This window comes from Psychrobacter sp. BF1 (assembly GCF_019279065.1).
Classification (GTDB): domain Bacteria; phylum Pseudomonadota; class Gammaproteobacteria; order Pseudomonadales; family Moraxellaceae; genus Psychrobacter; species Psychrobacter urativorans.
Genome location: NZ_JAGYWV010000015.1, coordinates 35938 through 59712 on the forward strand (window position 1 = coordinate 35938; position 23775 = coordinate 59712).

At 43.0% G+C, this 23775-nt stretch carries 17 protein-coding genes; 12 read left to right on the forward strand and 5 right to left on the reverse strand.

Annotated features, from left to right (window positions below; all coding sequences use genetic code 11):
- Window positions 1-447: 447 nt before the first annotated feature.
- Together KZA12_RS13470 and KZA12_RS13475 are read right to left on the reverse strand one after the other, a co-directional pair.
- Window positions 448-933 (reverse strand): META domain-containing protein, encoded by a 486-nt coding sequence (locus KZA12_RS13470; RefSeq protein WP_218690581.1) that lies wholly within the window; start codon window positions 931-933, stop codon window positions 448-450.
- 466 nt (window positions 934-1399) lie between these two features.
- Window positions 1400-2455, reverse strand: coding sequence for a triacylglycerol lipase (locus tag KZA12_RS13475; RefSeq protein ID WP_218690582.1), 1056 nt, complete (start codon window positions 2453-2455; stop codon window positions 1400-1402).
- 484 nt (window positions 2456-2939) lie between these two features.
- Here KZA12_RS13475 and map point away from each other — a divergent pair, with 484 nt between their 5' ends.
- Both map and glnD read left to right on the forward strand, forming a co-directional pair.
- Entirely contained in the window at window positions 2940-3731 is a 792-nt protein-coding gene (map, locus tag KZA12_RS13480) for a type I methionyl aminopeptidase (protein ID WP_373416632.1), read from the forward strand.
- A 279-nt stretch (window positions 3732-4010) separates the two neighbouring features.
- A complete protein-coding gene (gene glnD, locus KZA12_RS13485; protein ID WP_218690583.1) occupies window positions 4011-6761 on the forward strand; it encodes a [protein-PII] uridylyltransferase in 2751 nt (916 codons plus the stop codon).
- Window positions 6762-6909: 148 nt separating this feature from the next.
- On the opposite strand, the gene KZA12_RS13490 is transcribed toward glnD, so the two are convergent.
- Window positions 6910-7536, reverse strand: a complete 627-nt coding sequence (locus KZA12_RS13490) for a hypothetical protein (RefSeq protein WP_201621910.1) — start codon at window positions 7534-7536, stop codon at window positions 6910-6912.
- Between the two features lie 219 nt (window positions 7537-7755).
- Here KZA12_RS13490 and dapC point away from each other — a divergent pair, with 219 nt between their 5' ends.
- The 6 genes from dapC to KZA12_RS13520 all read left to right on the forward strand — a co-directional run bounded on the left by dapC (window position 7756) and on the right by KZA12_RS13520 (window position 15697).
- Window positions 7756-9012, forward strand: a complete 1257-nt coding sequence (dapC, locus tag KZA12_RS13495) for a succinyldiaminopimelate transaminase (protein ID WP_218690584.1) — start codon at window positions 7756-7758, stop codon at window positions 9010-9012.
- 261 nt (window positions 9013-9273) lie between these two features.
- A complete protein-coding gene (locus KZA12_RS13500; protein ID WP_218690585.1) occupies window positions 9274-11343 on the forward strand; it encodes a DUF294 nucleotidyltransferase-like domain-containing protein in 2070 nt (689 codons plus the stop codon).
- Window positions 11344-11426: 83 nt separating this feature from the next.
- Window positions 11427-12032, forward strand: coding sequence for a 3'-5' exonuclease (locus KZA12_RS13505; RefSeq protein ID WP_218690586.1), 606 nt, complete (start codon window positions 11427-11429; stop codon window positions 12030-12032).
- Window positions 12033-12198: 166 nt separating this feature from the next.
- Window positions 12199-14328: a D-alanyl-D-alanine carboxypeptidase/D-alanyl-D-alanine-endopeptidase gene (locus tag KZA12_RS13510; protein WP_256932984.1), complete on the forward strand. Its 2130-nt coding sequence runs from the start codon at window positions 12199-12201 to the stop codon at window positions 14326-14328.
- 117 nt (window positions 14329-14445) lie between these two features.
- Window positions 14446-14940 carry an ABZJ_00895 family protein gene (locus tag KZA12_RS13515; protein ID WP_218690587.1) on the forward strand — a complete coding sequence of 165 codons (495 nt, stop codon included), beginning with the start codon at window positions 14446-14448 and terminating at the stop codon, window positions 14938-14940.
- Window positions 14941-15166: 226 nt separating this feature from the next.
- Window positions 15167-15697 carry a DUF421 domain-containing protein gene (locus KZA12_RS13520; RefSeq protein WP_201621905.1) on the forward strand — a complete coding sequence of 177 codons (531 nt, stop codon included), beginning with the start codon at window positions 15167-15169 and terminating at the stop codon, window positions 15695-15697.
- Between the two features lie 135 nt (window positions 15698-15832).
- Here KZA12_RS13520 and KZA12_RS13525 read toward each other — a convergent pair whose 3' ends face one another.
- Window positions 15833-16279, reverse strand: coding sequence for a DUF2147 domain-containing protein (locus KZA12_RS13525; protein WP_201621904.1), 447 nt, complete (start codon window positions 16277-16279; stop codon window positions 15833-15835).
- 247 nt (window positions 16280-16526) lie between these two features.
- Between KZA12_RS13525 and rlmH the strand changes: the two genes are divergently transcribed.
- Window positions 16527-17015, forward strand: a complete 489-nt coding sequence (rlmH, locus tag KZA12_RS13530) for a 23S rRNA (pseudouridine(1915)-N(3))-methyltransferase RlmH (protein ID WP_218690588.1) — start codon at window positions 16527-16529, stop codon at window positions 17013-17015.
- A gap of 135 nt (window positions 17016-17150) precedes the next feature.
- Complete coding sequence (locus KZA12_RS13535) at window positions 17151-18059, forward strand: class III extradiol ring-cleavage dioxygenase (protein WP_218690589.1); 909 nt, start codon at window positions 17151-17153, stop codon at window positions 18057-18059.
- Window positions 18060-18187: 128 nt separating this feature from the next.
- Here KZA12_RS13535 and KZA12_RS13540 read toward each other — a convergent pair whose 3' ends face one another.
- Entirely contained in the window at window positions 18188-19681 is a 1494-nt protein-coding gene (locus tag KZA12_RS13540; protein WP_218690590.1) for an amidase, read from the reverse strand.
- 350 nt (window positions 19682-20031) lie between these two features.
- Between KZA12_RS13540 and KZA12_RS13545 the strand changes: the two genes are divergently transcribed.
- Both KZA12_RS13545 and pepF read left to right on the forward strand, forming a co-directional pair.
- Window positions 20032-21315, forward strand: a complete 1284-nt coding sequence (locus KZA12_RS13545; protein WP_218690591.1) for an MBL fold metallo-hydrolase — start codon at window positions 20032-20034, stop codon at window positions 21313-21315.
- Window positions 21316-21445: 130 nt separating this feature from the next.
- Complete coding sequence (pepF, locus tag KZA12_RS13550; protein WP_218690592.1) at window positions 21446-23314, forward strand: oligoendopeptidase F; 1869 nt, start codon at window positions 21446-21448, stop codon at window positions 23312-23314.
- The last annotated feature ends 461 nt before the right edge of the window (window positions 23315-23775 follow it).

The following is a 23775-nucleotide window of genomic DNA, read 5'->3' on the forward strand; positions in this document are numbered from 1 at the left end:
GCTTATAGCTTTTATTTATTTACTTTGAGCGGTCGATAATTTAAAAACTATCTAATTTAAAAGCTGTCTAATTTAGAAGCTGTCTAATATAAAGGTCATAAGCTTTAAAACTGCTATAGCCATGCTGCCATAGTATTTTTTGCAGTTGCTGTTAGGCAAGCACCGATAAATGCCGTGTAGCAAATTTTATATCAATGGCCGTTACCGGTTGAATCTAACTAGCAATGATGCGGTTTTATTTTCACTTGGCTAAGCTTTAAATATTTAATAAACACCTTAGTGTAGCGTAAACCATGATGAGTTTTACACAAAAAAAGGCCTCACTAGATAGTGAGGCCTTTTCTATATAACAGTCTAGTATTAATCGACTGTCATTTTGGCTATAAATCAAAGCTATTAGCTCTAAAGCTAACCGCTTATGTTTTTATAGTCTGTTCTTATAGATAATTACTTAGCAACGGCTTTGAATTGTGCAACTTGATTAGCGTTAGTGATAGTCAACGTAGGTGCATTGTTACCACTTTTGCTCAAGCTATATCTACCTTGAACCGTAGCCATAGTAGCAGTATCGAAGCTTGCTTGTGGCTCAGGGCAGGCCATCATAGTGCTCAGTACATTGTTCAACTGTACATTATTATTCACTACGCTGTATTCAGCACCCATATTGTTACAAGTGTTCTTAAAGTTAACGCGGTTTTCGCCATTATAGTTGTTGAAGCTTAAAATTAATGGCTTAGCTGGGTTAACGAATAACTGCTTAATCTTAACGCCGTTAGTAAGCTTGGCATCAACTAACTGCCAGTCATAAGACTGTAATTGAGTGTTACTTAGAGCTTGAGTGGTTGGTGCAGTAACCGTTGGACTGGTTTGGCAACCTGCAAGGGTACCTACTGCCAATACGCTAGCCATCATTACTTTAGTCAAATTTTTCATATGAACTCCTAGAGGTATCAAAAAAGGTTTTAATTGATAATAGTGTTAAAAGATTTTGCTTTTATAAAGTTTAGCAATTGTCTAAAAACTGCTACATTAATCAACTTGGCACACTATACAGTATCTATGTTACTACTGTACTTAAGCTTGTTAGTCTTTTTATTTTTAATCAACAGCCACAGCTAATTAATCAACTTTATTAATAACTGTGTTAAACAGTGACACTATTATGGACTCAGCGCTTATAAGTGTCATCCCTCCTTATGTATAGACTTCACTCAAACATTGTTCTCTCGTATAGGCGTTTTGCTACTGTCTATTGCTAGTTATAGTATTACCTGCTACTCATTAAGCCTTAGGCCGCAGTGTGATAGTACCCCTGTCATTTTTAACCTTAGTAACTAATTTAGCAGCTAGCTTAGTAACTAGCCTAGTAACTAGCCTAGTAACTAGCTTAACAGCCGGCTTAAAGATTGGCATTCTTTAATCGATTCACTTGGGTACGATAGATAGCTTTTGGTTCAGACTCTCCCCAAGAAGTAAGGCCAAAAACTTGGTTCGCTGAGTCTAAATGGTTCATTCTATAATCGTCACGAATCACATAGCCTAGTCGACTTGAGCAAGCAGAGACTAAGCCATCACTCGGCTCGCCTGCAAACGGTATGCTAGTCGCTGCTAGTAAATAATCGCTAGGATCGAGTACGCTAGTTATCTGACCCACACCGCTGAATGAATAATAGTTAATGCCATTGACTTGCGTATCAGCTGGTTGACCACAGTATCGGCTTGGCAGCGCTGCTGGGAATTTTGCATTGAACTTAGCTGCTCCATCAGTAGACAAGGCTATCAGAGCTTTCCAGCCATCTTGCTGTTGTATTTGTGCTAGAGGAATCCCAGAACCTACATCGGCAAAGCCCCCAATCAGCTCAGCCAAACTCAAGGTAGCTTTAGTAATTAGGCTGTCCTGCGAAAACTCTTCCAGCACTTTGTCTGCTGTTTTCGATCCTTGCTCTGGGCTAGCAACTGCGGTGACTGATGCCACATATTGCGGAGCAACGCCAGCGACATAGCGGATATCGATACCCCCTTGACTGTGCCCGAATAAATTGACTTTAGCATCACCTGACACCGCAAGGATGGTTTTGATTTGTTGGAGTAGCTGCTCTCCACGAATCTCGCTATTATGAATAGCGGAAGTTTTAGTGGCAAATACTGTTGAACCGCCTTTCATTAAATCTTGCGGGATACCATAAAAGTAGTCTACGGCTCCAAATAATTTGGTAAAGCCATTCGCCCCATGGGCCAATACTACAGGGTACTGAGTTTTGGTATAACTAGTCGTAAAATATCTACTTTCTACTACCTGACAGCCGTTAGCATTGGCACAGTTATAATACTGTCCAGCAGCTTGGGCAGCCGTAGTCTGTAGCGTCATTAACAGCACACCAGCTGTGATAGCACTAAAAGCTGGTAAAATTTTGCTTGAGGTTGTACCAGCGCGCAGGCGAATATTTAGGGTCATAACAACATCCTTGTCATTGTAAGAGTTCTCTTAATGGTTGCCCTGAGGTATAGAGACAAGATTTGATAACAGCTTTATCCACTTTTGGCGATATCGAACCACCCAAAAGTATATAAAACAATTACCAACTCCTTTAGCAGTCCAATTTACACTACTTTTTTATAAGGTAACATTCAACTTATTTTTCAGCTGAATCTATCGTTTCTATGACCCACTAGTCATAGATTAACTTTTAATGACTTAAGGTTAAGCCAATAAAGCCTAGTTAATTAATAGCCAGGTTAGTGGTTTTAGTTTTAGTGCTTATATTAGTGCTTATATTAATAGTTGCTATTGGTATTAATCCTGACATTGATAATAATCTTAATATTAGTTTTGATGTTGATAAACACTTATCACAGTCATTAATGATAGCAAAACTGTTGCTGGCTCATTTATGATATAATTTGCCTACTATAATTTTACAACTATAAGATCAATAATGATGACTAAAAAATCCCTTATCCAATCCCCTGAAGCCATAGCAAAAATGCGTGTTGCCGGTAAACTTGCTAGCGATTTACTGGTTATGTTAGACCAGCACGTCAAAGTAGGCATTAGTACTGAAGCGTTGAATCAAATCGCTCATGACTATATTGTTAATGTGCAAGACGCTATCCCTGCCCCGCTGAACTATAATGGTTTTCCAAAATCAATCTGTACCTCAGTCAACCATGTGGTCTGTCACGGTATTCCAAGTGAGAATAAAATTCTCAAAGATGGCGATATCATTAATATTGATGTGACAGTTATCAAAGATGGCTACTATGGCGACACCTCTAAAATGTGGATAGTAGGCAACGGCTCGATCATGGCTGAACGCATTTGTAGAGTGGCTCAAGAGGCACTTTATGCAGGCATGAGCGTGGTCAAAAATGGCGCACGTTTAGGCGATGTAGGAGCGGCTATTCAAGAAGTAGTAGAGCCTGAGCGTTTCAGTATCGTACGTGAGTTCTGTGGTCACGGTATCAGTAATGAGTTCCATCACGAGCCGCAAGTGATGCACTATGGTAAAAAAGGCACTGGTTTTGAGCTTAAGACTGGTATGACTTTTACTATTGAGCCGATGATTAATGAAGGTAAATGGCAGACCAAAATCCTACCGGATGAATGGACCGCTATTACCAAAGACCGTAAGCTCTCAGCACAATGGGAGCATACGATGGTCGTCACTGATAATGGCTGTGAGGTATTTACCGCTCGCCCTGAAGAAGATTTAAGCTTCTTGACTCAGTAATAATAAAAAAGATCGCTTAGGCGGTCTTTTTTTTACAGAATTTTTAGAGATTTTAGACAAGTTTTAGGGCTTTTTTTATGCAGTGCTTAGTAACACCTTGCGTTGAGTGATCATTTGGTTTTATGATGATTCAATAGCGATAAGCTTTCATTACAGGCTAATAGGCCGTTTAAGAAGGCTACCTTTATAGTCACTCCCTATAACTATTATCGACTTAAGATAGATTTGGATTTTAAATAATCACTAAACTTAACTACTTAGCTTAACCGGATAATACTCATGTTTACTTGCGATCTCGCCTCTATTTATATCACCCCATTGCCCCGTTTTTCGCCATCGCCTATGGCACCTGCTGCCCCTTCATTGACGGTGACCAATCCGGCCAATAATCCACTGCTGGGTATCCCTGAGTGGCTGGCAAAAATAAAGGATGATATTAGTCGGGCGCTTGAGCGTGGGGTCAGTATCCGGCAGCTAGTAGCAGCACGTGCCTGTGCGATCGATAGCTTGCTTAGCGCTTTATTTAACTGGTATCAGCTCGATGATACTGACTTAGCGCTGTTTGCTACTGGTGGCTATGGACGTGGCGAGCTATCGCTACATTCTGATATTGATATCTTGTTGCTGGCTCCTACTACTATTAATAGTCAAACTAGCGCCAAGATTGACAGTTTAGTAGCATTGTTATGGGATGTAGGTCTTGAGCCTTCATTGTCTGTACGTACTGTTGAGGACTGCTTGGAGGCGGCAAAAGACCATACGGTTGCTAGTACTTTATTAGAGGCGCGGCTACTGATTGGCAATGAGACTTTGCATAATACTCCCGGCGACATTGTCAATCAGCTGTGGTCGCAGCGTGAGTTCTTTGAGGTAAAAATACACGAAGCAAAGCTGCGTTATTTGCAGCACAATGCTACGGAATATAACCTTGAGCCTAATATCAAGACTGCGCCGGGCGGTCTACGTGATATTCATATTGTTGGCTGGGTAACTAAGCGCTACTTTCGGGTTAGTAAACTCTATGACTTAGTACAGCAAGACTTTTTGACTGAAAAAGAATTCGATGAGCTCAGTTTTGCAGAAGCTTATTTATGGCAAATACGTCATTACTTGCATGAGATGACTGGTCGTAATGAGAATAAGCTGTTGTTTGATTATCAGCGTGAGATTGCCCAGCTTATGGGTTATGACACTCAGCCAGATGACGAGCCAAATGCAGCAGTTGAGCGCTTTATGCGTGACTATTATCGCTGTGCTATGCAGATATCGACTTTGTCGGAGATGCTGACTAATCATTATTACGAAACTATTATAGAGCCCGATCTACCAGATGATGAGCGTCCTAACAAACATCCTCTAAATGCTCATTTTAATCAAATCGGCAATCAGATAGCAGTAGCCCATCACCGAGTATTTGCCCAACACCCTGAGGCTATCTTAGAGATGTTCTTATTGATGGGTCAGTATGGCATCAAGAATGTACGTACGCATACTTTGCGGGCGCTAAAAATCGCTGCGCGTGGTATCGATCAGAACTATCGCGACAACCCTGAGCACCAAGCGCTATTTTTAGAAAATCTAAAAGAACAAAACTATCTGTTTCATCGTCTGCGTGCCATGAACCGCTATGGGGTTTTGGGTAATTATATTCCCGCTTTTGCTCAAGTTACTGGCCTGATGCAATATGACTTGTTCCACCGCTATACCGTCGATGCGCATACGCTATTTTTGATTCGAATTTTACATCGTTTCACTGATCCTCGATTTCAGGATGAATTCCCGTTGGTTAGCGCCTTGTATCAGCGTATCGAGCGTAAAGAGATCTTAGTGCTAGCTGCCATGTTCCATGATATTGCCAAAGGTCGCGGTGGTAATCACAGTCAACTTGGTGAAAGCGAGTCCATTGAGTTTTGTTTGGCTCATGGTATGAGTATGGCGGATGCAAATTTAGTAGGGTGGTTGACTCGTTATCACTTGCTCATGTCGATGACTGCGCAGAAGAAAGATATCTCTGATCCAGAAGTAGTCACGGTGTTTGCCGATCTCATCGGTAACGTTACTCATCTTAATCACTTATATGTACTAACAGTCGCCGATATGAATGCTACTAATCCTCAGCTTTGGAATAGCTGGCGGGCGACGCTGATGAAACAGTTGTATTCACAAACTCGGCGTATTTTGCGCGCCGATATTGATGCCCCAACTAATCGTCAAGATATGATCAGTGCCACTCGAAAACAGGCGCTCATTATGCTCGATAATGTCGATAATCAGCGTATGAATCGTGAAGAGGTGCTCAGCTTATGGGATGACTTGGGCGATGAGTACTTTTTGCGCGAGATTGCCGAGGATATCTTATGGCATACTGAGGCTATCTTAAACCACCCGCCTATAGGTCGTGCCTCAAATGCTGATAGTACACCGCTAGTGGTATTGCGTGAGCATCGAGAGCTGGCGTTGGATGCTGTGCAAGTCTTTATTTATACTCAAGATCAGGTCAATCTGTTCGCCGTAACTATGGCGGTGTTTGATCAGATGAACTTGGACGTTCTAGATGCGCGTATCATCACCGCTACTCGTGACTTCGCTCTAGACTCTTATGTATTACTAGACCGCAGTGGGACGCTATTAGCTGATGAAGATAGTCAGCATGAGCTTAAACAAAAACTAATCAATGCTTTTAAGAACCCCACAGTACCAAAGCTCACTCATAAGCGCATACCACGCCAGCTCAGACATTTTGATGTGCCTACGGTGATTAACTTTGAGTTTAACGAAGCTTCTGATCAACACATCATGAGCCTACAAACCTTAGATCAGCCAGGATTACTGGCGCGCGTAGGCCAAGTGTTTTTGCAACAAAGTATCGAAGTACATGCGGCTCGCATTACTACTCTAGGTGAGCGTGCAGAAGATATGTTCTATATCAGTGATCGTAATGATGAGCGCTTAACGCAGGCTAAGCTTGAGGCGCTAAAGCAAGCTTTGATAGACTGTTTGGCGGTATTGGCTGATAGTAGCTATGGTTAAAAATAGCCGCTATAGTAAAAACAGTAAGCAGTTAAGGGCTACCGATATAGACACTAAAGTTTTTCTATCGGCGCCCTAACCGTCTATTAGGCGCTTTAGGACATTCACAAGTAACCACTGCTGCTAGCTAACTTTACTTTAGTCTATTTTACAATGTGCTTGTATAGACCATCTTGCGGGCATAAGGTATTAACTCATTGTCAGCAAACTCTGGTGGTAAAATCTCCACTAGCAGATTCTGAGCCCCTAACATCATCCGCCCCGCTTCGACCTCTGTTTGTAATAAACGCTGTAAACTGGCTCTACGTAGCTGTGCGTCATAGCGTTCATAAATATGTTGTAGGGAGATTGGCGCATTGGCATGAATATCTGGCAAAATGCTATCACTAGCTAAGATATTCATTTCAGTGAGTGCTTGCTCACGTATTAAACTTTGTTGGTCGATATTATGCTGCATGTGTTTAGACAGCTTAGTTTTAGAAACCAACATCACTAAAAAAAACAGCGTTTGTAAACCAAACACTATAACCCCTTGCCATAAGGTCAAATGCAGTTGTAATAGTTTACTCAACATCATAAGCACAATGGCTATTACTATATAACTAAGTAATTGCCAAAGCAGCCACATTTGCAGGCTATTATCACCATACCAGAACAGCTGGCGCTCCTTAAGTATTACTAGACGCTGGCGCGTTTTCCACCACTGCTGTTCGCAGCGTATTAACTGCTCATAAACTTTAGAGCCCTGCATACTACTACTAGAAATATTCAGCATATCAATGAGCTATCCTTAGGGTAGCAACCCTTGTAGGGTTATTATTTTATAGTTATAGATAAGCGTTACCAAAAGACAATAAATAGAAGAAGTGCTACACTGCGACGGTATAGCTCTATTAATAAAATGACATTATTGTCCATTTTTCAGGTTTATCAATTACAGTTACAGATAGCTTCTTATATTTACTAACCGTTACTTATTATAGTCAGCCCACTTATGAATCACAATCTAGCAAAGCTGCATCCTTATCCTTTTAGCAAGATGACTAATCTACTGGCTAATAGTACGCCAGACCCCGCCTACTACGAGATCAAGCTTGGTATCGGTGAGCCAAAACATACGCCACCCGCTTTTGTGTTGGACGAGCTAAGAGAAAACTTGGACAGTCTATGTCGTTATCCGACCACTAATGGGCTGTTTGAGCTACGCCAGACTATCGCTCACTGGCTTGAGAGACGGTTTTTTCTGCATCATGTCAATGCTAATACTGAAGTACTACCAGTAATGGGTACGCGTGAGGCTATCTTCAGCTTTGTACAAGCGGTGGTGAATCATGATGACAGTGGTTTAGCTGACAATGTTGACCGTGCTGATGGTTTAGATAGTAGTGAGCAAGCGCCCAGTAATGCTACAGTAGTTATGCCTAATCCTTTTTATCAAATTTATGAAGGTGCTGCGATATTAGCCCAAGCAACCCCTTACTTTGTTGCTTGCACCTTAGAGAATAACTTTAAAGAAAACTACCGTGCTGTGCCGAAAAAGGTTTGGGAGCAAACGCAGTTATTGTTTGTGTGTAATCCGAACAATCCAACGGGTACTGTCATGACTATGGAGGATTGGGAGTTACTCATTCGCCTATCAGATCAATATAACTTCATCCTTGCCAGCGACGAATGTTATAGCGAGCTATATTTTGATGAGCCCCCTATTGGTCTGTTACAAGCTTGCGCTACTCTTGGTCGTAATGACTTCAAAAACTGCGTAGTCTTTCATTCTTTATCCAAGCGCTCAAACCTACCAGGTCTACGTTCGGGGTTTATCGCTGGTGATGCTAAGATCTTGCAAAGCTACTTGCAATACCGCACTTATCAAGGCTGTTCTATGCCGATACCCCATCAGCTGGCTTCTATCCTTGCTTGGCAAGATGAAAAGCATGTAGTGCAAAACCGAGCATTATATAAAGAAAAATTCGCCTTATGGATGGCGGAACTCGGTGAGCTATTAGAGCTGCGTATGCCGGATGCTGGGTTTTATTTTTGGATAAAAGTCCCTGACCGTTTCAATGGCGATGATGAGATTTTTGTCAAAGCTTTATATGAACAAGTTAATATTTATGCCTTAGCTGGCAGTTACTTATCTCGTGAAGTTAATGGTCATAATCCTGGTAAAGGTTACGTGCGTATGGCGCTAGTTGCTAGTGTTGCCGAGAGTCGTGAGGCTATCAGTCGTATTCGCAAGCTACTTAGCTGTTAAGTCCTCTACTACTAAGCAGCGGGCTTTTAGCTAGCCACTGCTGCTATAGTTGCTAAAGTACTTAACTAATCTTTACCTATAACTAGCCCCTGCAACTGGTCAGCAGTTAGTGGCTGTTATGATCAAACAGTACTACAAATACTCGCTGCAAACTGCGACTTTGAGCTATTATAAAGCATAACCACAAAGTTATTAAGGATTAATTAGTAGATGGTGCTATAGTAAAGTAACTTTACTTATTATACTGTCAAGGATGATGCTATGCCCCATCTTGATTTTGCTCAGCCCCCCTTTGATGTATTGAGCCTCGCTGAGCGTCAAAGCCTAAAAAAGCATACTCAAGTACGCTATTTAGCCGCTGATGAAATGCTACCCACTACTAATTTAAACTGTTTTTTTGTGGTGATAAAAGGCCAAGTCGAACAAACCCTCAATGCTGAGTTTGTGGCTAATTATTTGGGTGGTAATCATACTGATCATATACAAAGCAATGATTGGTTTGACAGTCGTCGTCGCCCTGAGGCACTGCTAACAGATACGCCTTCAATCACATCAGCTAGCAACCCTGCTGCAGATTCTGACTTTAATAACTCTCAGTCATCACCACACTATCAATACCGAGCTGGCGAAGATACTTTGCTCCTACAAGTTGACGGTGCGGCTATCGATAGAATCAGTGCCCAAAACCATCTAATACGCCAATTGCTATCGGATAAACTACCAGAGCGCCTAAAAGCCTTGCAGCAGCGGCGTAGCGCCCAAGGTCAAGCGCTAGGTTTAGGAACCACTAGCTATACAGCACAGCAAGAAGTGCAGCAAATCATGTTGCAGCCGGTGACTGATGTGACATTGCTACCTATCCATATTATCGATGCTGAGCAGAGCTTATACCAAGCGGCCCAGATTATGACTAAGGCTGGTCTTAAACATGTATTAGTGCGCCCTACTGAACATTCGGAAACGGCGGCTAGTTTCGATGCTCATTCCAATATCAGTTCCTCTACTACTGCCTCCACTAATGCCTCTGACGTCAGCGCTTCTACTACTTTTGACTCTCGCTCCGATCGCACTTTAGGTATTTTAACGGATACTGATATTTGCCGTGCGGTCAGCGATCAGCGTGATCCTGCCAACACTGCTTGCCAGCACTACGCTAGCTTTAATTTACGCACTATCGACGCTGATCATGAGATTGGCGATGCGCTGCTGACTATGACTCGCTATCGTATCCATCGACTGCCAGTTATTGATGACGAGGGCAAAGCCATTGGCGTATTAGGTCAAAGCGACATGTTGGCTCATATTGGTCATCACTCACAACTTATTAGTATTCAGATCGAACAAGCCAAAGACTTAGCTAGCTTAGATACAGCAGTAGAGCTAATCGGTCGCTATATTCGTGCTCAACAGCAAAATGGGGTGAAGATTGGTATTGTTAGTCGCATGGTACAGACTTTAAATGCGCAAGTTTTTACTAAGCTGTGGCAACTTATCGTGCCAGAAGAAGTAATGAAGAATAGTTGTGTGATAGTGATGGGCTCGGAGGGTCGCGGTGAGCAAATCATGCGTACTGATCAGGACAATGCCCTTATTATTCGTGATGGTTATAGTCATGAAAGACTAGCAGAGTTTGCCGAAACCTTTAATAATCAATTGGCTGATTTTGGTTACCCATTATGTAATGGCAACATCATGATGACCAACCCTATGTGGCGTCAACAGCTCAAGCCTTTTAAAGCGCAGATTAGCTTATGGTTTAAAAATACTGACCCTATACACAGTATTTATCTGTCTGCCATTCTTGACGGCGAATATGTCTGCGGTGACGAGTCACTGCTAACCCAAATACGCAAACATCTAAAATTCGCTCATCAACACTCAGACCCTATGCTTATTCGTCAGTTTGCGCGTGCAGCCTTACAGTTTGGTGAAGTCAATCAGTGGTGGCAAAAGCTTGTTCCGCTATTAGGTAAGCCAAAGGCTAATAATATCGACCTAAAAAAAGCTGGTATTTTTCCATTAGTGCATGGCATTCGCGCTTTGGCACTCGAGCACGATATTTTAGAAGTTCCTAGCACTAAAAACCGACTCAAACTATTAGTCAATGCACGTACTTTGACCCAAGAACGTGCCGATACCTTGAATGAAGCACTAGAGTTTTTTATGGCCCAACGCTTGTCAGTAGCCCTCATGAATAAAGACAAGTATGCTCACCAAATTGATCCAACCACTTTGTCTGCTCTAGAACGGGATGTGTTAAAAGAGTGCCTCGCGGTAGTCAAAAGCTTCAAGACCCAGTTGCGCCAGCACTATCAATTAGATCTTGGCTAGCTACCGTCTTGGCTAGCTATTAGCCGTTAACTAATCGTAGTCAACTAATGGCTAAAAGAGCGAAAAACGGGATGAGAAATCTTATGAGCTGGTTTAAACAATTATCTTTATCATGGCAGCAAAAGCAGCTTCAGCGCCCAGAGTTGCTGTCAATGTTCGAGGCGCCCATAGCACAGCAGTGGGTAGCGCTTGACTGTGAAATGACCGGACTTAATCCAAAAAAACATCATCTATTGTCGGTAGCTGCTATTCATATTAATGGCGATCATATAGATACTGGTAACGGCTTGCACTTAGTCTGTAGTCCACCAGTGATGCCTGAGCGCGATACTATTGTCATTCACGGTCTGCGTAGTGCCGATGTGGCGCAAGGTATGAGCTATGAGGAGATGTTAGCGCTGTTATTGCCTTTTATTAACAACCGACCTATTGTGGGTTTCTGTCCACAAATAGACATGGCCTTCTTAAACCCCTTAGTTAAGCACTATATGGGTACTAACTTACCTAATAAAGTGATCGATGTGCGGCGCTTATATGGCCAACGGATGGGCGATCATAACCCTAATATTCCCAAGCAGTCACAGCAATTAGCCAAAATACTGGCTCATTATGATATTCCACAGCTTGGCAATCATGATGCTTATAATGATGCGGTGATGACAGCTATGGCTTTTATGCACCTTCGTTGAGCTTCATCGCTAATTAAAGCACCTAATACTATTTAAATAATTTTATAATATTGCTGAATTTGCCAATAACGCCGTTGACATAGTCTCGACAATGCTGCTGTAGTTACGCCTAGTTTGCAACTCATGTTACTATAGCTGGCTTTAGTTAATCGACCACAGAATTACCATGTCTATTTTTCCTACTTCCCTTCCCATTCATACCTTTTATAGTGATTCTGCTGTTTACTGTAGACGCTTAGTTATTTTAACGGCCGCCCTGAGCCTCTGTGTGAGTGTGCAAGCGGCACTACCAGCATCTATACAGCTAGCACTGGATAAAGCGGCATTAGCGCCTAATAATATTAGTATCATCATTAGCCCTGTAGGGGACAAAAATGCCAGTCGTCTACCGCCAATAGTAGTAGTGATTGATAACGCAAAAAGTGCTGACGGTATTGAAAGTATTGATAAAGTTGCTAATAGCCAATTGCTAACTGCTACTAATAATCCAAACAGCTCAAGCCGCTTAAACACTGTAGATAGCCCTGTTAAAACCAGTCATTCTAATAGCAGCACTCCTAGCAACAGCACTAAAAGCAATGCCACCAAAAATAGCAGCCAAGATAAGTCAGCCCCAGCCTCGATTACGCTAGATAAACAAGCTATCGAACAGCAACAGCGGGCGTTAAATAGTTATACTAATGACCCTTATATTTATCAAAGTTTAGAGTCTACGGCTCCTGCATTACCCAGCATCAACCCCTCTAAACCCTCTATTAATAATAACAGCGAGGCCAGTAAAACTACTAGTAACTATTCTAACCTAGCTACTGCTGCTAACATAGCTACTGCTGCCAATCCTGTAAGAGCGCCGCTGTTGAGCCATAACCCTACTAGCGCTCGCACACCTGCCAGCACTATGAAACTGATACCTACCTTTATTGCCTTAGATACTTTGGGTGCTGATTTTGTTTGGTTTACTAGGGTTTATCATAGCGGCATACTCATCGGTAACCGCCTATATGGCGATTTAATCATTCAGGGTAGTGGCGATCCGAAGATGACTCATGAACGCTTAGAGCAACTGCTGTATCGAGTAAAAAAATCAGGTATTGATCATATTCAGGGCGATATCATTATCGATAGCAGTATTTTTGCTAAGGTCAGCAAAAACCCTGCTGCTTTTGATAACGCACCCTTGCAACCTTATAACGCTAGTCCCGATGGCTTTTTGGTTAATTTTAATAGTATAAGTATCAATAGCCATTTGCCAAATAATGGCCAAGCTCAATTAACTTACCTTCCACAACTAGCAAACTATCAACTGCCACCCCTAATTAGCACTCGAGCATCACGTTGCTCGAATGCTGACTATAGCCTAGCGCCGCAGTGGCATAGTGATAAGCTCACTTTTAATACCCAATTACCAGAGAGCTGCGGCGAGCATATATTTTATGTGGCTTATCCAGACGCTAAGGACTTTGCTACTCGGGTGGTTGCAGCCAAATGGCAAGCGCTGGGCAATACTTTAAGCGGAAAAGTCCTTAACCAAGAAATACCTTATAACGCTATAAATACTGCTAGCGCTTCTAAGCCCCCATTAGCCATTAATAACAAGCAACCCTATCGCCAGCATGCCTCGTTGCCATTATCACCATTACCTATTGTCAGCTATCCTTCGCTAAATCTAACCCAGCAGATTTACGATATTAATCACTTCTCCAATAACGTGATGACTGAACAAGTGGCATTATCTATAGGGTCTTATGATCAGAGCGTCAATACGGTTAAAGCCGCTGTATCTAGCACTACATCTGAGCAAGCAACCGTTAATAAAGGCGTGGATAGTAACACTAGCTTGTATCAGTTCGATAAACCTAAAACTAGCGATTATCCACAAGCATTAGCCACCATCAATCAGTGGTGGCTAAGCCATTTACAGACGCCACCCCCTTATCTGACTAATGGCTCAGGCTTATGCCGCGATTGTACGGTTACAGCGGCTAATTTGAGCGAGCTGCTGACCTATGCTTATAGCCACCCAAGCTTCAATGCTTATGTTGATTCTTTAGGCGTTGCTGGCGTTAGTGGGACTATTTCTCATCATAGCGAACGCTTGCCGGACTCGGCTGCTATTGGACGCGCGTGGATAAAAACCGGCACTCTAAATAACGTCACCTCAATGGCGGGCTATGTCAAAGGGCAGTCTGGACAGGATTATACCGTGGTAGGCTTGATTAATACTGAGCAAGCTATAAATGCTGACAACGCCAGACCAGTGCTAGATGCCATGCTTGATTGGACCGCGCAGCAGTAAGCTGGCGATGACCTCAGCTACTTTATTATTTTAATAACCGCCTATGTTATCCCTTAGCATAGGACAATAGGCGGACCATTACTCTACTTATAGCTAGACCCACATACAGGTAAACTTATGGCGCGCATCACCCCAAACAGCAGCAAAGCTAATCAACAAGCAACCTTGACTACCACTAAAAGTACCGCCAAGTTGACCTTATATATCGGTTTTTTTACCTTAGGGTTCATCATAGCTAGCATTATCTTCATGCTGATACAAAGCAACGTTGCCTTGAATGCGCAGCTAGTGACGGGACTGTCTATAGTAGTAGGTGCTTATATTGCAGTATATAAATTTATCAATCATCAGCAGCGAGCGCTTACTAAAAAAGAAACCAATCGATTAACTATGGGCAGTACTGCTGTCTTGTGGCTGTTGACTGCGGTGTATTTTTTGGGGTTATGGTTGTTTTTATTCGATACTGCTAATCGGGCAGTAATGATAGAGATGACCAGACAACAGCCGTTGCCATTACTGTTTGCCTTAGCGATGATGATTATATTTACTTTGCTGATTAACCGTTTCAGTTTAGGAGTATTTAATCGCCTGCTCGACCCTAGACGTAAATAACCAGTAGGCTAAAGCAGGATGGTTAGCTCATACTCACAGTAACTACAAAGCTTTTGTACTATTGATAGAAAAATCCGTTAAGCTATTTTAAATAGTAAGTGTTTTAGTTAGATAGCTACCTTAACTGACTAACGGTTTTAAATAATAAGATTTTATCGGCAATCACTTTTAATACAAAGTGCATTTATTGCCATTTGTTAGCTAGCATCCTATAGGAGTAAGCATCATGGATATGATATTTTTTGATAGTATCGAGAAGCTTGGTCGCATTGCTTTAACCACAGTGATAATTTATCTGCTTATCGTCTTAGTTACTAAAGTCTCAGGAAAGCGCTCAACTTCCCAGCTTAATAACTTCGATTGGATAGTCACGGTGATGATAGGCTCATTAGGCGCTAGTACTATTTTGCTCAAAGACATACCGCTAATTGAGGGCGCCTCCTCTATTGTCCTCCTTTATCTACTGCAGTATTTAGTGACTAAATATGCCTCTATTTCGCCGCAGTTTAGTAGTGTTATTTTATCAGAGCCACGTATTGTCTTTTATCAAGGGCAGTTTTTACCAGAAGCTATGCAAGCTGAACGTTTGAATCGTCAGGAACTTGAATGTGCCATGCGCAGCGAAGGTATTCATAGCTTATCTGAGGTTGAAGCCATTGTGTTCGAATCTGATGCCAAGCTTACGATAATAAAAAGGGACGAGAAAGTACCAGCTGATGTGGTTCCTGAAACTCTACTCCCTATCATTCAGAATTAAGCCGATAAAACTATAGCTATAATCGATCTGACCGACCACAAATAGGGCAAGCTACTAATAAATAGTAACTTGCCCTTTTATTATAAACACCGCACTACTAATACTTTTATAACGAGTGCTAACAACATTGTCTAGCTATTTAATACGTTGCCAAGTCTGCGATCGACCAAACACTGGCGAGCCTACATAGCCTCTAAGTTTTAAGCTTTGCCCATTGTCACTTAAAGTCATTTTACCTGAGTATATTTTGCCGGTTTCAGGATCTACCAGTTTGCCGTTACTCCACTGGTTCTCACCATCAGCTTTCATACCTGTCAATATCTGTAAGCCCTCAATAGGTTTATTTTTAAGGCTGCCTGTACATTTTTCGCAGTTAGCTTTAGCCTCTTTTTTATCAGCTACTTTTATGATTTTTCCTGTGACCTGACCAGCATTTTCACTGAGCTGAACGATAGCCTTTTTTGCGCCAGTCTTGTCATCTATAGTTTGCCATTGGCTACCATTCAAAGAAGCAGCAAAAACAGCAGTGGATAGTAAACTAGCAGTGATAACGGTTAGTAGGCTTGGTATAATGCGCTTCATAATCGATTCCTTTCTTATAGCAATGAGTATAGTAATTAAATATAAAAATAACAGACAACCATTAGAAAATAATTAACAGCAGCAATGCAAAACAGTAAGCAAAGAAAAAATTTGCTGTAACCATAATAAAGCTATTATTAAGGGTACTAGAATAAAAAACAATTGTTTATTTGTAAAACAAATATCCAGTAAAATACTGATTTTAAAAGTTTTATTACTTCATTTATCTATAAAAATGGTCGCTATTATGAAAATAAGAATTTTAACCGTAGGTAATAAAATGCCTAGTTGGGTCCAGAGCGGTTTCGATGAGTATCACAAACGTATTCAGCCAATGCTAACTACCGATATCGTTGAACTTGCTGCCGCTAAGCGCGCCAAAAATCCTTCTGACGCTAATTTAGCTCAGTATCGTGAGCAAGAAGGTCAGACTATTCTAGCTGCCCGTAATAATGGTGGTCGTGAACAGCTATGGGTACTGGATGTGAAAGGTAAGATGCTATCGACTGAAGGCTTAGCAGAAAAACTGGCCGACGCTATGCAACAAGGTGATGACGTAGCGCTAGTGATCGGTGGCGCTGACGGTGTCTCGCCTGAAGTATTGGCACAAGCTAATATGAAGTGGTCATTGTCGGCTTTGACTCTCCCGCATCCGCTGGTACGGGTAGTGCTTATGGAGCAGCTATACCGTGCAATGAGTATCAATAATAACCATCCCTATCACCGTGGTAACTAGTCAACTCAGTAATAGCGTGCCTATTAATACTTATTGTAGTGGTAAGCAAGGCCGTAGTAGACATCAGGGTGAAGCATTAGAAATATCGGACAGTAAATAGATTGAAAAACCCTTAAGTGCCCTAATAGATGTACCATGAGCTACCCAAAATCAAGTACTACTAAAGCCTTTTCTTCGCCCTCGTTGCCAGTACCGCAAGGTAAGACTGACAGTGCGCTTACGCCTAACTTGCCGATTACTGGTTCAGTGGCTTGGATCGATGCTGCTGCCAGCTTTACTGCTGCGGCGTGCCTGCCAGCGCTGTTCATCTCGCATGGTGCTCCTACCTTAGCTATCGAACAATCAGCCACTACTAGTGCACTAGCACGCATAGGACATAATTTACCTAAGCCGCGCGCCATTGTCATTATGTCGGCCCATTGGCAATCCTCTAAGCTTGAAATCAGCAGTAACCCACTACCTAAAACTTGGCATGATTTCTCAGGTTTTGACTCTGAGCTGTATGAGATACAGTACCCAGCGGCTGGTCATACCCTACTGGCTGAGTCTCTAGCGCAGCAGTTAAGCGAACGTGGCATTACTTGCCGAGTCAATCCGATAAGGGTTTGTGATCATGGGGTCTGGGCGCCACTACGCCATCTATACCCTGAAGCTGATGTCCCTATCGTACAGATATCTTTGCCGCAAAATTATGATAGCGTGGCTTGTTACCAGTTAGGCGCGCAGTTGGCACAATTGCGTAATGAGCAGATAATGATTATCGGCTCAGGCAATATCACTCATAACTTGCAAGCGATGCGCTGGCAAGCGGATAGCATTGATCAAACCGCTAAAGACTTCAAGCTGTGGCTGCTGCAACAGCTCAAAATAGATATCCCTACTGCTTTGGACTGGCAGCAATACCCCGATTATCAAAACATCCATCCTAGTGATGAGCACTTATTACCGCTGTTTTTCGCTTTAGGTGCTGCCCAGCGAGTCAGCGTAGTACATCAGAGCATGGCGCATCATAGCCTAGGAATGGATATCTATCGCTTTGATTAATGCTTTGCCTAATAATTGAGCTGCCGCTGTAATTATTTCTAAATTTTAGTCATTATTAATCGATAGCTACTATTTAGTAAGCTTAGCTGAGTAATAACCTTTAAGCCATAAAAGCTACATGGTAAAAGCTACTTCTCAAAAGCAGGTTTGCTAAACAAGCCTGCACGCTCCATTTCTCCAGCTAAGCTAAATAACGTACTCTCATCATTCATGCGTCCAATCAGCTGTATGCCTATAGGCAAACCCTTTTTGCTCATACCCAAAGGTAACGACATCGCTGGTAGTCCTGTGATATTACCTAATAAAGTAAAGGCCATCTTACCCAATACTGGTTGGCTAAGCTTCTCGATCGCCCCAGAACTAAAAGCAAACTTACCCATATCAAAGCCTTTATTGAGCACAGATGAGCTACGCATTAACATCTCCTCCATACGGCTCGGCGGTAGAATACCGTGCTTGACGGCTGCACTAGGCACTGTCGGGGACAAGATCATATCGTATTGCTCGAGTAGCTTACCAGTCTGATACTGACTGTCGTGCCAGCCATGTTTAGCATGTACCAAATCTACCGCTGATAGCGAGCGTCCTAATAGCGCCATGTTATAAGTTTGCGGTTCAAGATTTCGGACGTGTTCTGCGCCAAATTTGCGCTCAATATTATCGATAGTAAAAGCAGTATGAGCGCAGACTACTACTATAAAATCATGCCAAAACTTGTCTATATTGATCGCAGGTTCAGCCGCGACTACCCGATGACCCATCGCCTCTAACTGCTTGACAGTCTGCTCTAACACGGCCAATACCTCTTTATCCACGACCGTATTGGCTATCAAAGGCTGAGTGTGCAATGCGATTGTCAACGGTCTAGGCGCACGCATAGCCGCTTGCAAAAAGCTGCCTGTAGGCGGCGCAATCACATAAGGCGCGCCAACTTCTGCGCCACTAGTAGCATCGAGCATAGCGGCACTATCACGCACGCTACGAGTAATAACGTGATCGGCGACTGCACCATCCCAGCCCTCACCAAAAGCTGGGCCCATCGGGTTACGCCCACGGCTGGGCTTCATACCGAATACACCGCACCAAGCTGCTGGAAAGCGTATTGAGCCACCGCCATCACCGGCCCCTGCCATCGGTACGATGCCACTGCTCACTGCCGCTGCACTACCCCCCGATGAGCCACCCGTGCTATAGCCTTTTTTAAACGGATTGTGCGCTGCGCCTGATGATTTAGGTTCAGTAGTGATGATCAGGCCAAACTCAGGAGTATTAGTCTTACCAAACGTATTGACTCCACTGGCTTTCATGCGTTTGACTATTTCGCTATCACTCTCTGATATTATATTGACACTACGGCTGCCCATAGTTATCGGCTCACCTGCTAAGCTAAATGATAAGTCTTTGAGCAGATAAGGCACCCCAGTAAAAGCCCCTGCTGGCAATCCTGCTTGCGCTGCATCATAAGCACGCTGATCAAAGCGGTGGATAATGGCATTTAGTTTTGGATTCAACTTATTGGCTTGCTCGACCGCAGCATCGAGTAACTCTTTGGCACTGACTTGTCCAGAATTCACTAACCCTGCCAATCCTAATGCATCGTATTGGGTATATTCTTTAAACATAATTTACCTTCCTTAGTGGTACGTCACCGCAAAGTATAGCTTTTTACCCTTATGAACAGTAGCAGTCTTACTGAGTAGTTTTCTGTGTTAAAGATAAAAATTTAAGCAGTAATAATTAGTTAGCTTTATAAAACCGTTGCCATTCATGAAGTGTTTACTAGTAGCATGCTTCAATAGGAACGTCATCCTATTAACCTCAAAGCCATCCTAAAGTTATACAAATTTTATCTTACACTGGTTTAATATAGAGCAGCTTGTCTAAAACTATTGCTGCTGTTTTAAATAACGACTTTCGTCCTTATTTACTGATTAATACGCGCAAGTTTACTTATTCTATTGGAACTTGATTGATGATTTATTTACTGTTGATGCTAGTCAAATGGGTGCTTATTTTTCTCATCACTCTAGTGGTGGTGATTGCTGTCGGTACAGTATTATTTCTAAAGTTTGCGCCTACTTTTGGCGGCAGGCCTGATGCGACCACCTTAGCAAGAATTAAAGCATCAAAGCATTTTAACGGTGAGACCTTTGTTAATCTAATACCCACTCATGCCAGCACCCTTGATATAGCTGACATCACCGATGGCGTTAATGATGATGAAAGGCATTTGCTTTTGCAGTTTTTATTCCCGCCAAAAGGCAAAAATCCAAGCCAGCCCATTACCAGTCGCAGCTTGACGCTCATTAATGACGCTAAAAAGCTAAGCACTACCCTAAAAGACGGTGAGTTTGTCTGGCTCGGTCACTCTACTGTGATCTTTCGCCTGGCAGGTAAGATCATCATTACCGACCCCGTCTTTCATCGAGCTTCTCCAGTGCCCATTAGCGGCAAGCCCTTTGCCATGACGCATATGCCAAGCGTCGACGACTTACCTTTCATTGATATAGTGCTCATCTCGCATGACCACTACGACCATTTAGATCACAAAGTCATCAAGCAGCTGGTCAAGCAAAACAAAGCAGGGCACTTTTATGCGCCGTTAGGCGTAAAAGCGCACTTAGTGCGTTGGGGCGTGCTTGCAGATAGTGTCACCGAGTTTGATTGGTACGAAGAAATAACCGTTAGCGATAATGACCTCACCCAGTTAAAGCCCAGCAATCCAGCGTTAATAGAAAATTCGGTACAAAACAAACGGCCACTTGTTACCGATGAGCTGCGACTAGTCTTTACTCCTACCCGTCACTTTAGTGGTCGCCGCATCAAAGGCCATCGCACCACGCTGTGGGGCAGCTGGGTAGTACAATCAGCGCCCTTGAATGTCTACTTTAGTGGCGATGGCGGCTACTCTAATGAGTTTGCTAATATCGGCGAACTTTATGGTCCGTTTGATATCGCCTTTATGGAAGATGGTGCTTATAACGAGCGCTGGCGTGACGTGCATATGTTGCCCGAGGAATCAGCGCAAGCAGGATTTGATCTACGAGCCAAAGTGGTGCTGCCTATTCATTGGGGCAAGTTTGACTTATCGACGCATCATTGGCGTGATCCGGTGCGCCGGATTAAGCAAGCCGTTGCTAAAGGCAATGAAAAGGTATTAGAGGACTGGCAAGTCAAACTAGCATCACCAAGAGTCGGAGAAGGGTTTACTTTGGTTAACTTACCTACTGAGGCTTGGTGGGAAGCAGAAGACTAAAACTGTACTTAGCAACAAACTATTAACCAACCTATTAGCCAAACTATAAAGTCATCAAAGCGGTAAGTTAATCAAAGCCATAAACTTATTAAAACTACAAATGATCCAAACGATAATACTAAGGACAATCATGAACCAAACCACAGCCCATACCACAGCCAAACCGCAAGCCCTACCACTACGTAAAGACGTGCCCACCCATCTAACGTGGGACATGACAGCCCTTTATGCCACGCCTGATGACTTTTATGCTGAGCTAGAGCAAGCAAGCCAACTTGCTGAGCAGCTGAGCAGTACTCAAATGCTAAGCTTAAGCAATGCCGCCAGTATCATTCGTTTGCTAGAGCTGTATGAGCGCTATCTTATCGTTCTATCTAAAGCAGGTACTTATGCTGGGGCACAAAGCGCGGTTGACATGACCGACAGCGAGCTACAAATCCGCGCCCGCGACTTTGACTCAACCGTGGCTAAGCTTAATAGCCAAACCACTATTGTGCTGCAAACCCTCAAACAAGCCGATGAGACCTTATTAACCCAAGCCATTGACCTTAATGCCAAGTACAAGGCCTTTTTGAGCGACTTACTAGCGCAAAAGCCCTACACCCTAAGCTTAGAGGTCGAGACAGCATTGGTGTCCTTATCACCAGTGTTAGACTTACCTTATAACAATTATGAGCAATGTAAGCTGGCCGACATGAGCTTTCCTGACTTCGAAGTTAATGACTCTGAAGGTAATACTAAAACCTATCCGCTTAGCTTCTCAGCCTTCGAAAACGAATACGAAAGTGATCCGCGCACCGACTTTCGCCGCGCTGCCTTTAAAGCTTTTTCATCACGATTACGTCAATCGCAGCACACCATCGCCAGCGACTATCTTACTCAAGTGAAAAAAGAGAAAATCCTCGCCGACATGCGCGGCTTTGACTCGGTATTTGACTATCTCTTGCACGAGCAAAAAGTCCCGCGCGCCATGTATGACGAGCACATCGACACCATCATGAGCCACTTAGCTGAGCCGATGCGCCGCTATGCCCGCCTGCTACAAACGGCCAATGGCATCGAGCAAATGAGCTTTGCCGACCTAAAAGTGCCACTAGATGCCAATTTCGTCGCCAAAGTCAGCATCGATGAAGCCCGTGACTATTGCGTGGATGCCCTAACGCTATTGGGCGACGATTACACCGCTATGGTCAAGCGCTCCTTTAGCGAGCGCTGGTATGACTTCGCACAAAACCAAGGCAAAAGCACCGGCGGATTTTGCGCCTCCCCTTATGGTGAGCACTCTTATATCTTACTATCTTGGACCGAAAATCTAGGCGACGTCTTTACTCTCATTCACGAAATCGGTCACGCAGGGCACTTCTATAATGCAGGTCAGCAGCAAAATTACTTAAGCTACGAGCCCTCGCTCTACTTTATTGAAGCGCCCTCAACTTGCAATGAGCTACTACTCGGTCACCACTTATTGCAGCAAAAGCAAGACGATATTACCTTTCAGCGTTATGTCATCGGCTCCTTACTGTCCAACACTTACTATCACAATTTCGTCACCCATTACCTAGAAGCGCACTTTCAGCGTGAAGTCTACCGCGCTGTCGATGGCGGCAAAAATCTAAGCACCGAAGACTTACACGCGCTCAAAAAAACCACCCTTCAAGAGTTTTGGGGTGATACGGTAGAGATTGATGACGATGCCACCCTCACTTGGATGCGCCAACCGCACTATTATTTGGGTTTATACTCTTATACTTACAGTGCTGGTCTCAGTATCGCCACCCAACTGTTTAAAAAGCTGCGTAGCGGTGACTCATTAAATGACAATATCATCGATGACTGGTTAGCGGTACTTCGTGCAGGTGGCAGCAAAACTCCAGCCGAGCTGACGCAAATGGTTGGCGTGGATATAACAGACAAAGCCACTTTGATTGATACTATTGGCTTTATTAGTGAGTTGGTGGATCAGGCTGTTGAGCTTACTGAGCAGATGCAAGAAGGGTAATCTTAGACAGTGCAGGGTTAAAAATCCAGCCTACGCAAACTTGCTTAACCTAGGTAAGGTTTAGTTTTTGTAGGCTGCGACTTTAACTAAGCTTTGCTAGATTTTCGAATCGTTTATGGCTTTTAGGAAGACAGTACCAAAATCCGAAGGCGACTCATTATCTTTTGATTGGGCAACTAAACTTGGCCCAAATACCGTGAGTAGATGCGTGTGCTCAACACCTTCCTCGATCCGGATTATTAAGTTTCTTTTATTTTGAAATGGTGTTGGCATGATGGCGACAAATTAATGACCTTTATTGATTTACCCGCCTTAAAAACTAAGGTGTTTGATAATATAAAAAGTGATGCAGGCTAATCGAACTACCCTATGCCCACAACGGGGGAAAATCTATTGATTAAAAACCAGCCATAACGAGGGATTAATGAAAAGGCAAATTATCTAATCATAATTCGCCTTAA

What these genes read in the sequence shown, in the direction of transcription:
- rlmH (WP_218690588.1), top strand. Translation starts at nt 16,527, where the DNA reads ATGAAAATAAGAATTTTAACCGTAGGTAATAAAATGCCTAGTTGGGTC.
- KZA12_RS13525 (WP_201621904.1), bottom strand. Translation starts at nt 16,279, where the DNA reads ATGAAGCGCATTATACCAAGCCTACTAACCGTTATCACTGCTAGTTTA.
- KZA12_RS13510 (WP_256932984.1), top strand. Translation starts at nt 12,199, where the DNA reads ATGTCTATTTTTCCTACTTCCCTTCCCATTCATACCTTTTATAGTGAT.
- KZA12_RS13545 (WP_218690591.1), top strand. Translation starts at nt 20,032, where the DNA reads ATGATTTATTTACTGTTGATGCTAGTCAAATGGGTGCTTATTTTTCTC.
- KZA12_RS13520 (WP_201621905.1), top strand. Translation starts at nt 15,167, where the DNA reads ATGGATATGATATTTTTTGATAGTATCGAGAAGCTTGGTCGCATTGCT.
- pepF (WP_218690592.1), top strand. Translation starts at nt 21,446, where the DNA reads ATGAACCAAACCACAGCCCATACCACAGCCAAACCGCAAGCCCTACCA.
- KZA12_RS13505 (WP_218690586.1), top strand. Translation starts at nt 11,427, where the DNA reads ATGAGCTGGTTTAAACAATTATCTTTATCATGGCAGCAAAAGCAGCTT.
- KZA12_RS13490 (WP_201621910.1), bottom strand. Translation starts at nt 7,536, where the DNA reads ATGCTGAATATTTCTAGTAGTAGTATGCAGGGCTCTAAAGTTTATGAG.
- KZA12_RS13500 (WP_218690585.1), top strand. Translation starts at nt 9,274, where the DNA reads ATGCCCCATCTTGATTTTGCTCAGCCCCCCTTTGATGTATTGAGCCTC.
- KZA12_RS13470 (WP_218690581.1), bottom strand. Translation starts at nt 933, where the DNA reads ATGAAAAATTTGACTAAAGTAATGATGGCTAGCGTATTGGCAGTAGGT.
- dapC (WP_218690584.1), top strand. Translation starts at nt 7,756, where the DNA reads ATGAATCACAATCTAGCAAAGCTGCATCCTTATCCTTTTAGCAAGATG.
- map (WP_373416632.1), top strand. Translation starts at nt 2,940, where the DNA reads ATGACTAAAAAATCCCTTATCCAATCCCCTGAAGCCATAGCAAAAATG.
- KZA12_RS13535 (WP_218690589.1), top strand. Translation starts at nt 17,151, where the DNA reads ATGAGCTACCCAAAATCAAGTACTACTAAAGCCTTTTCTTCGCCCTCG.
- KZA12_RS13540 (WP_218690590.1), bottom strand. Translation starts at nt 19,681, where the DNA reads ATGTTTAAAGAATATACCCAATACGATGCATTAGGATTGGCAGGGTTA.
- KZA12_RS13475 (WP_218690582.1), bottom strand. Translation starts at nt 2,455, where the DNA reads ATGACCCTAAATATTCGCCTGCGCGCTGGTACAACCTCAAGCAAAATT.
- KZA12_RS13515 (WP_218690587.1), top strand. Translation starts at nt 14,446, where the DNA reads ATGGCGCGCATCACCCCAAACAGCAGCAAAGCTAATCAACAAGCAACC.
- glnD (WP_218690583.1), top strand. Translation starts at nt 4,011, where the DNA reads ATGTTTACTTGCGATCTCGCCTCTATTTATATCACCCCATTGCCCCGT.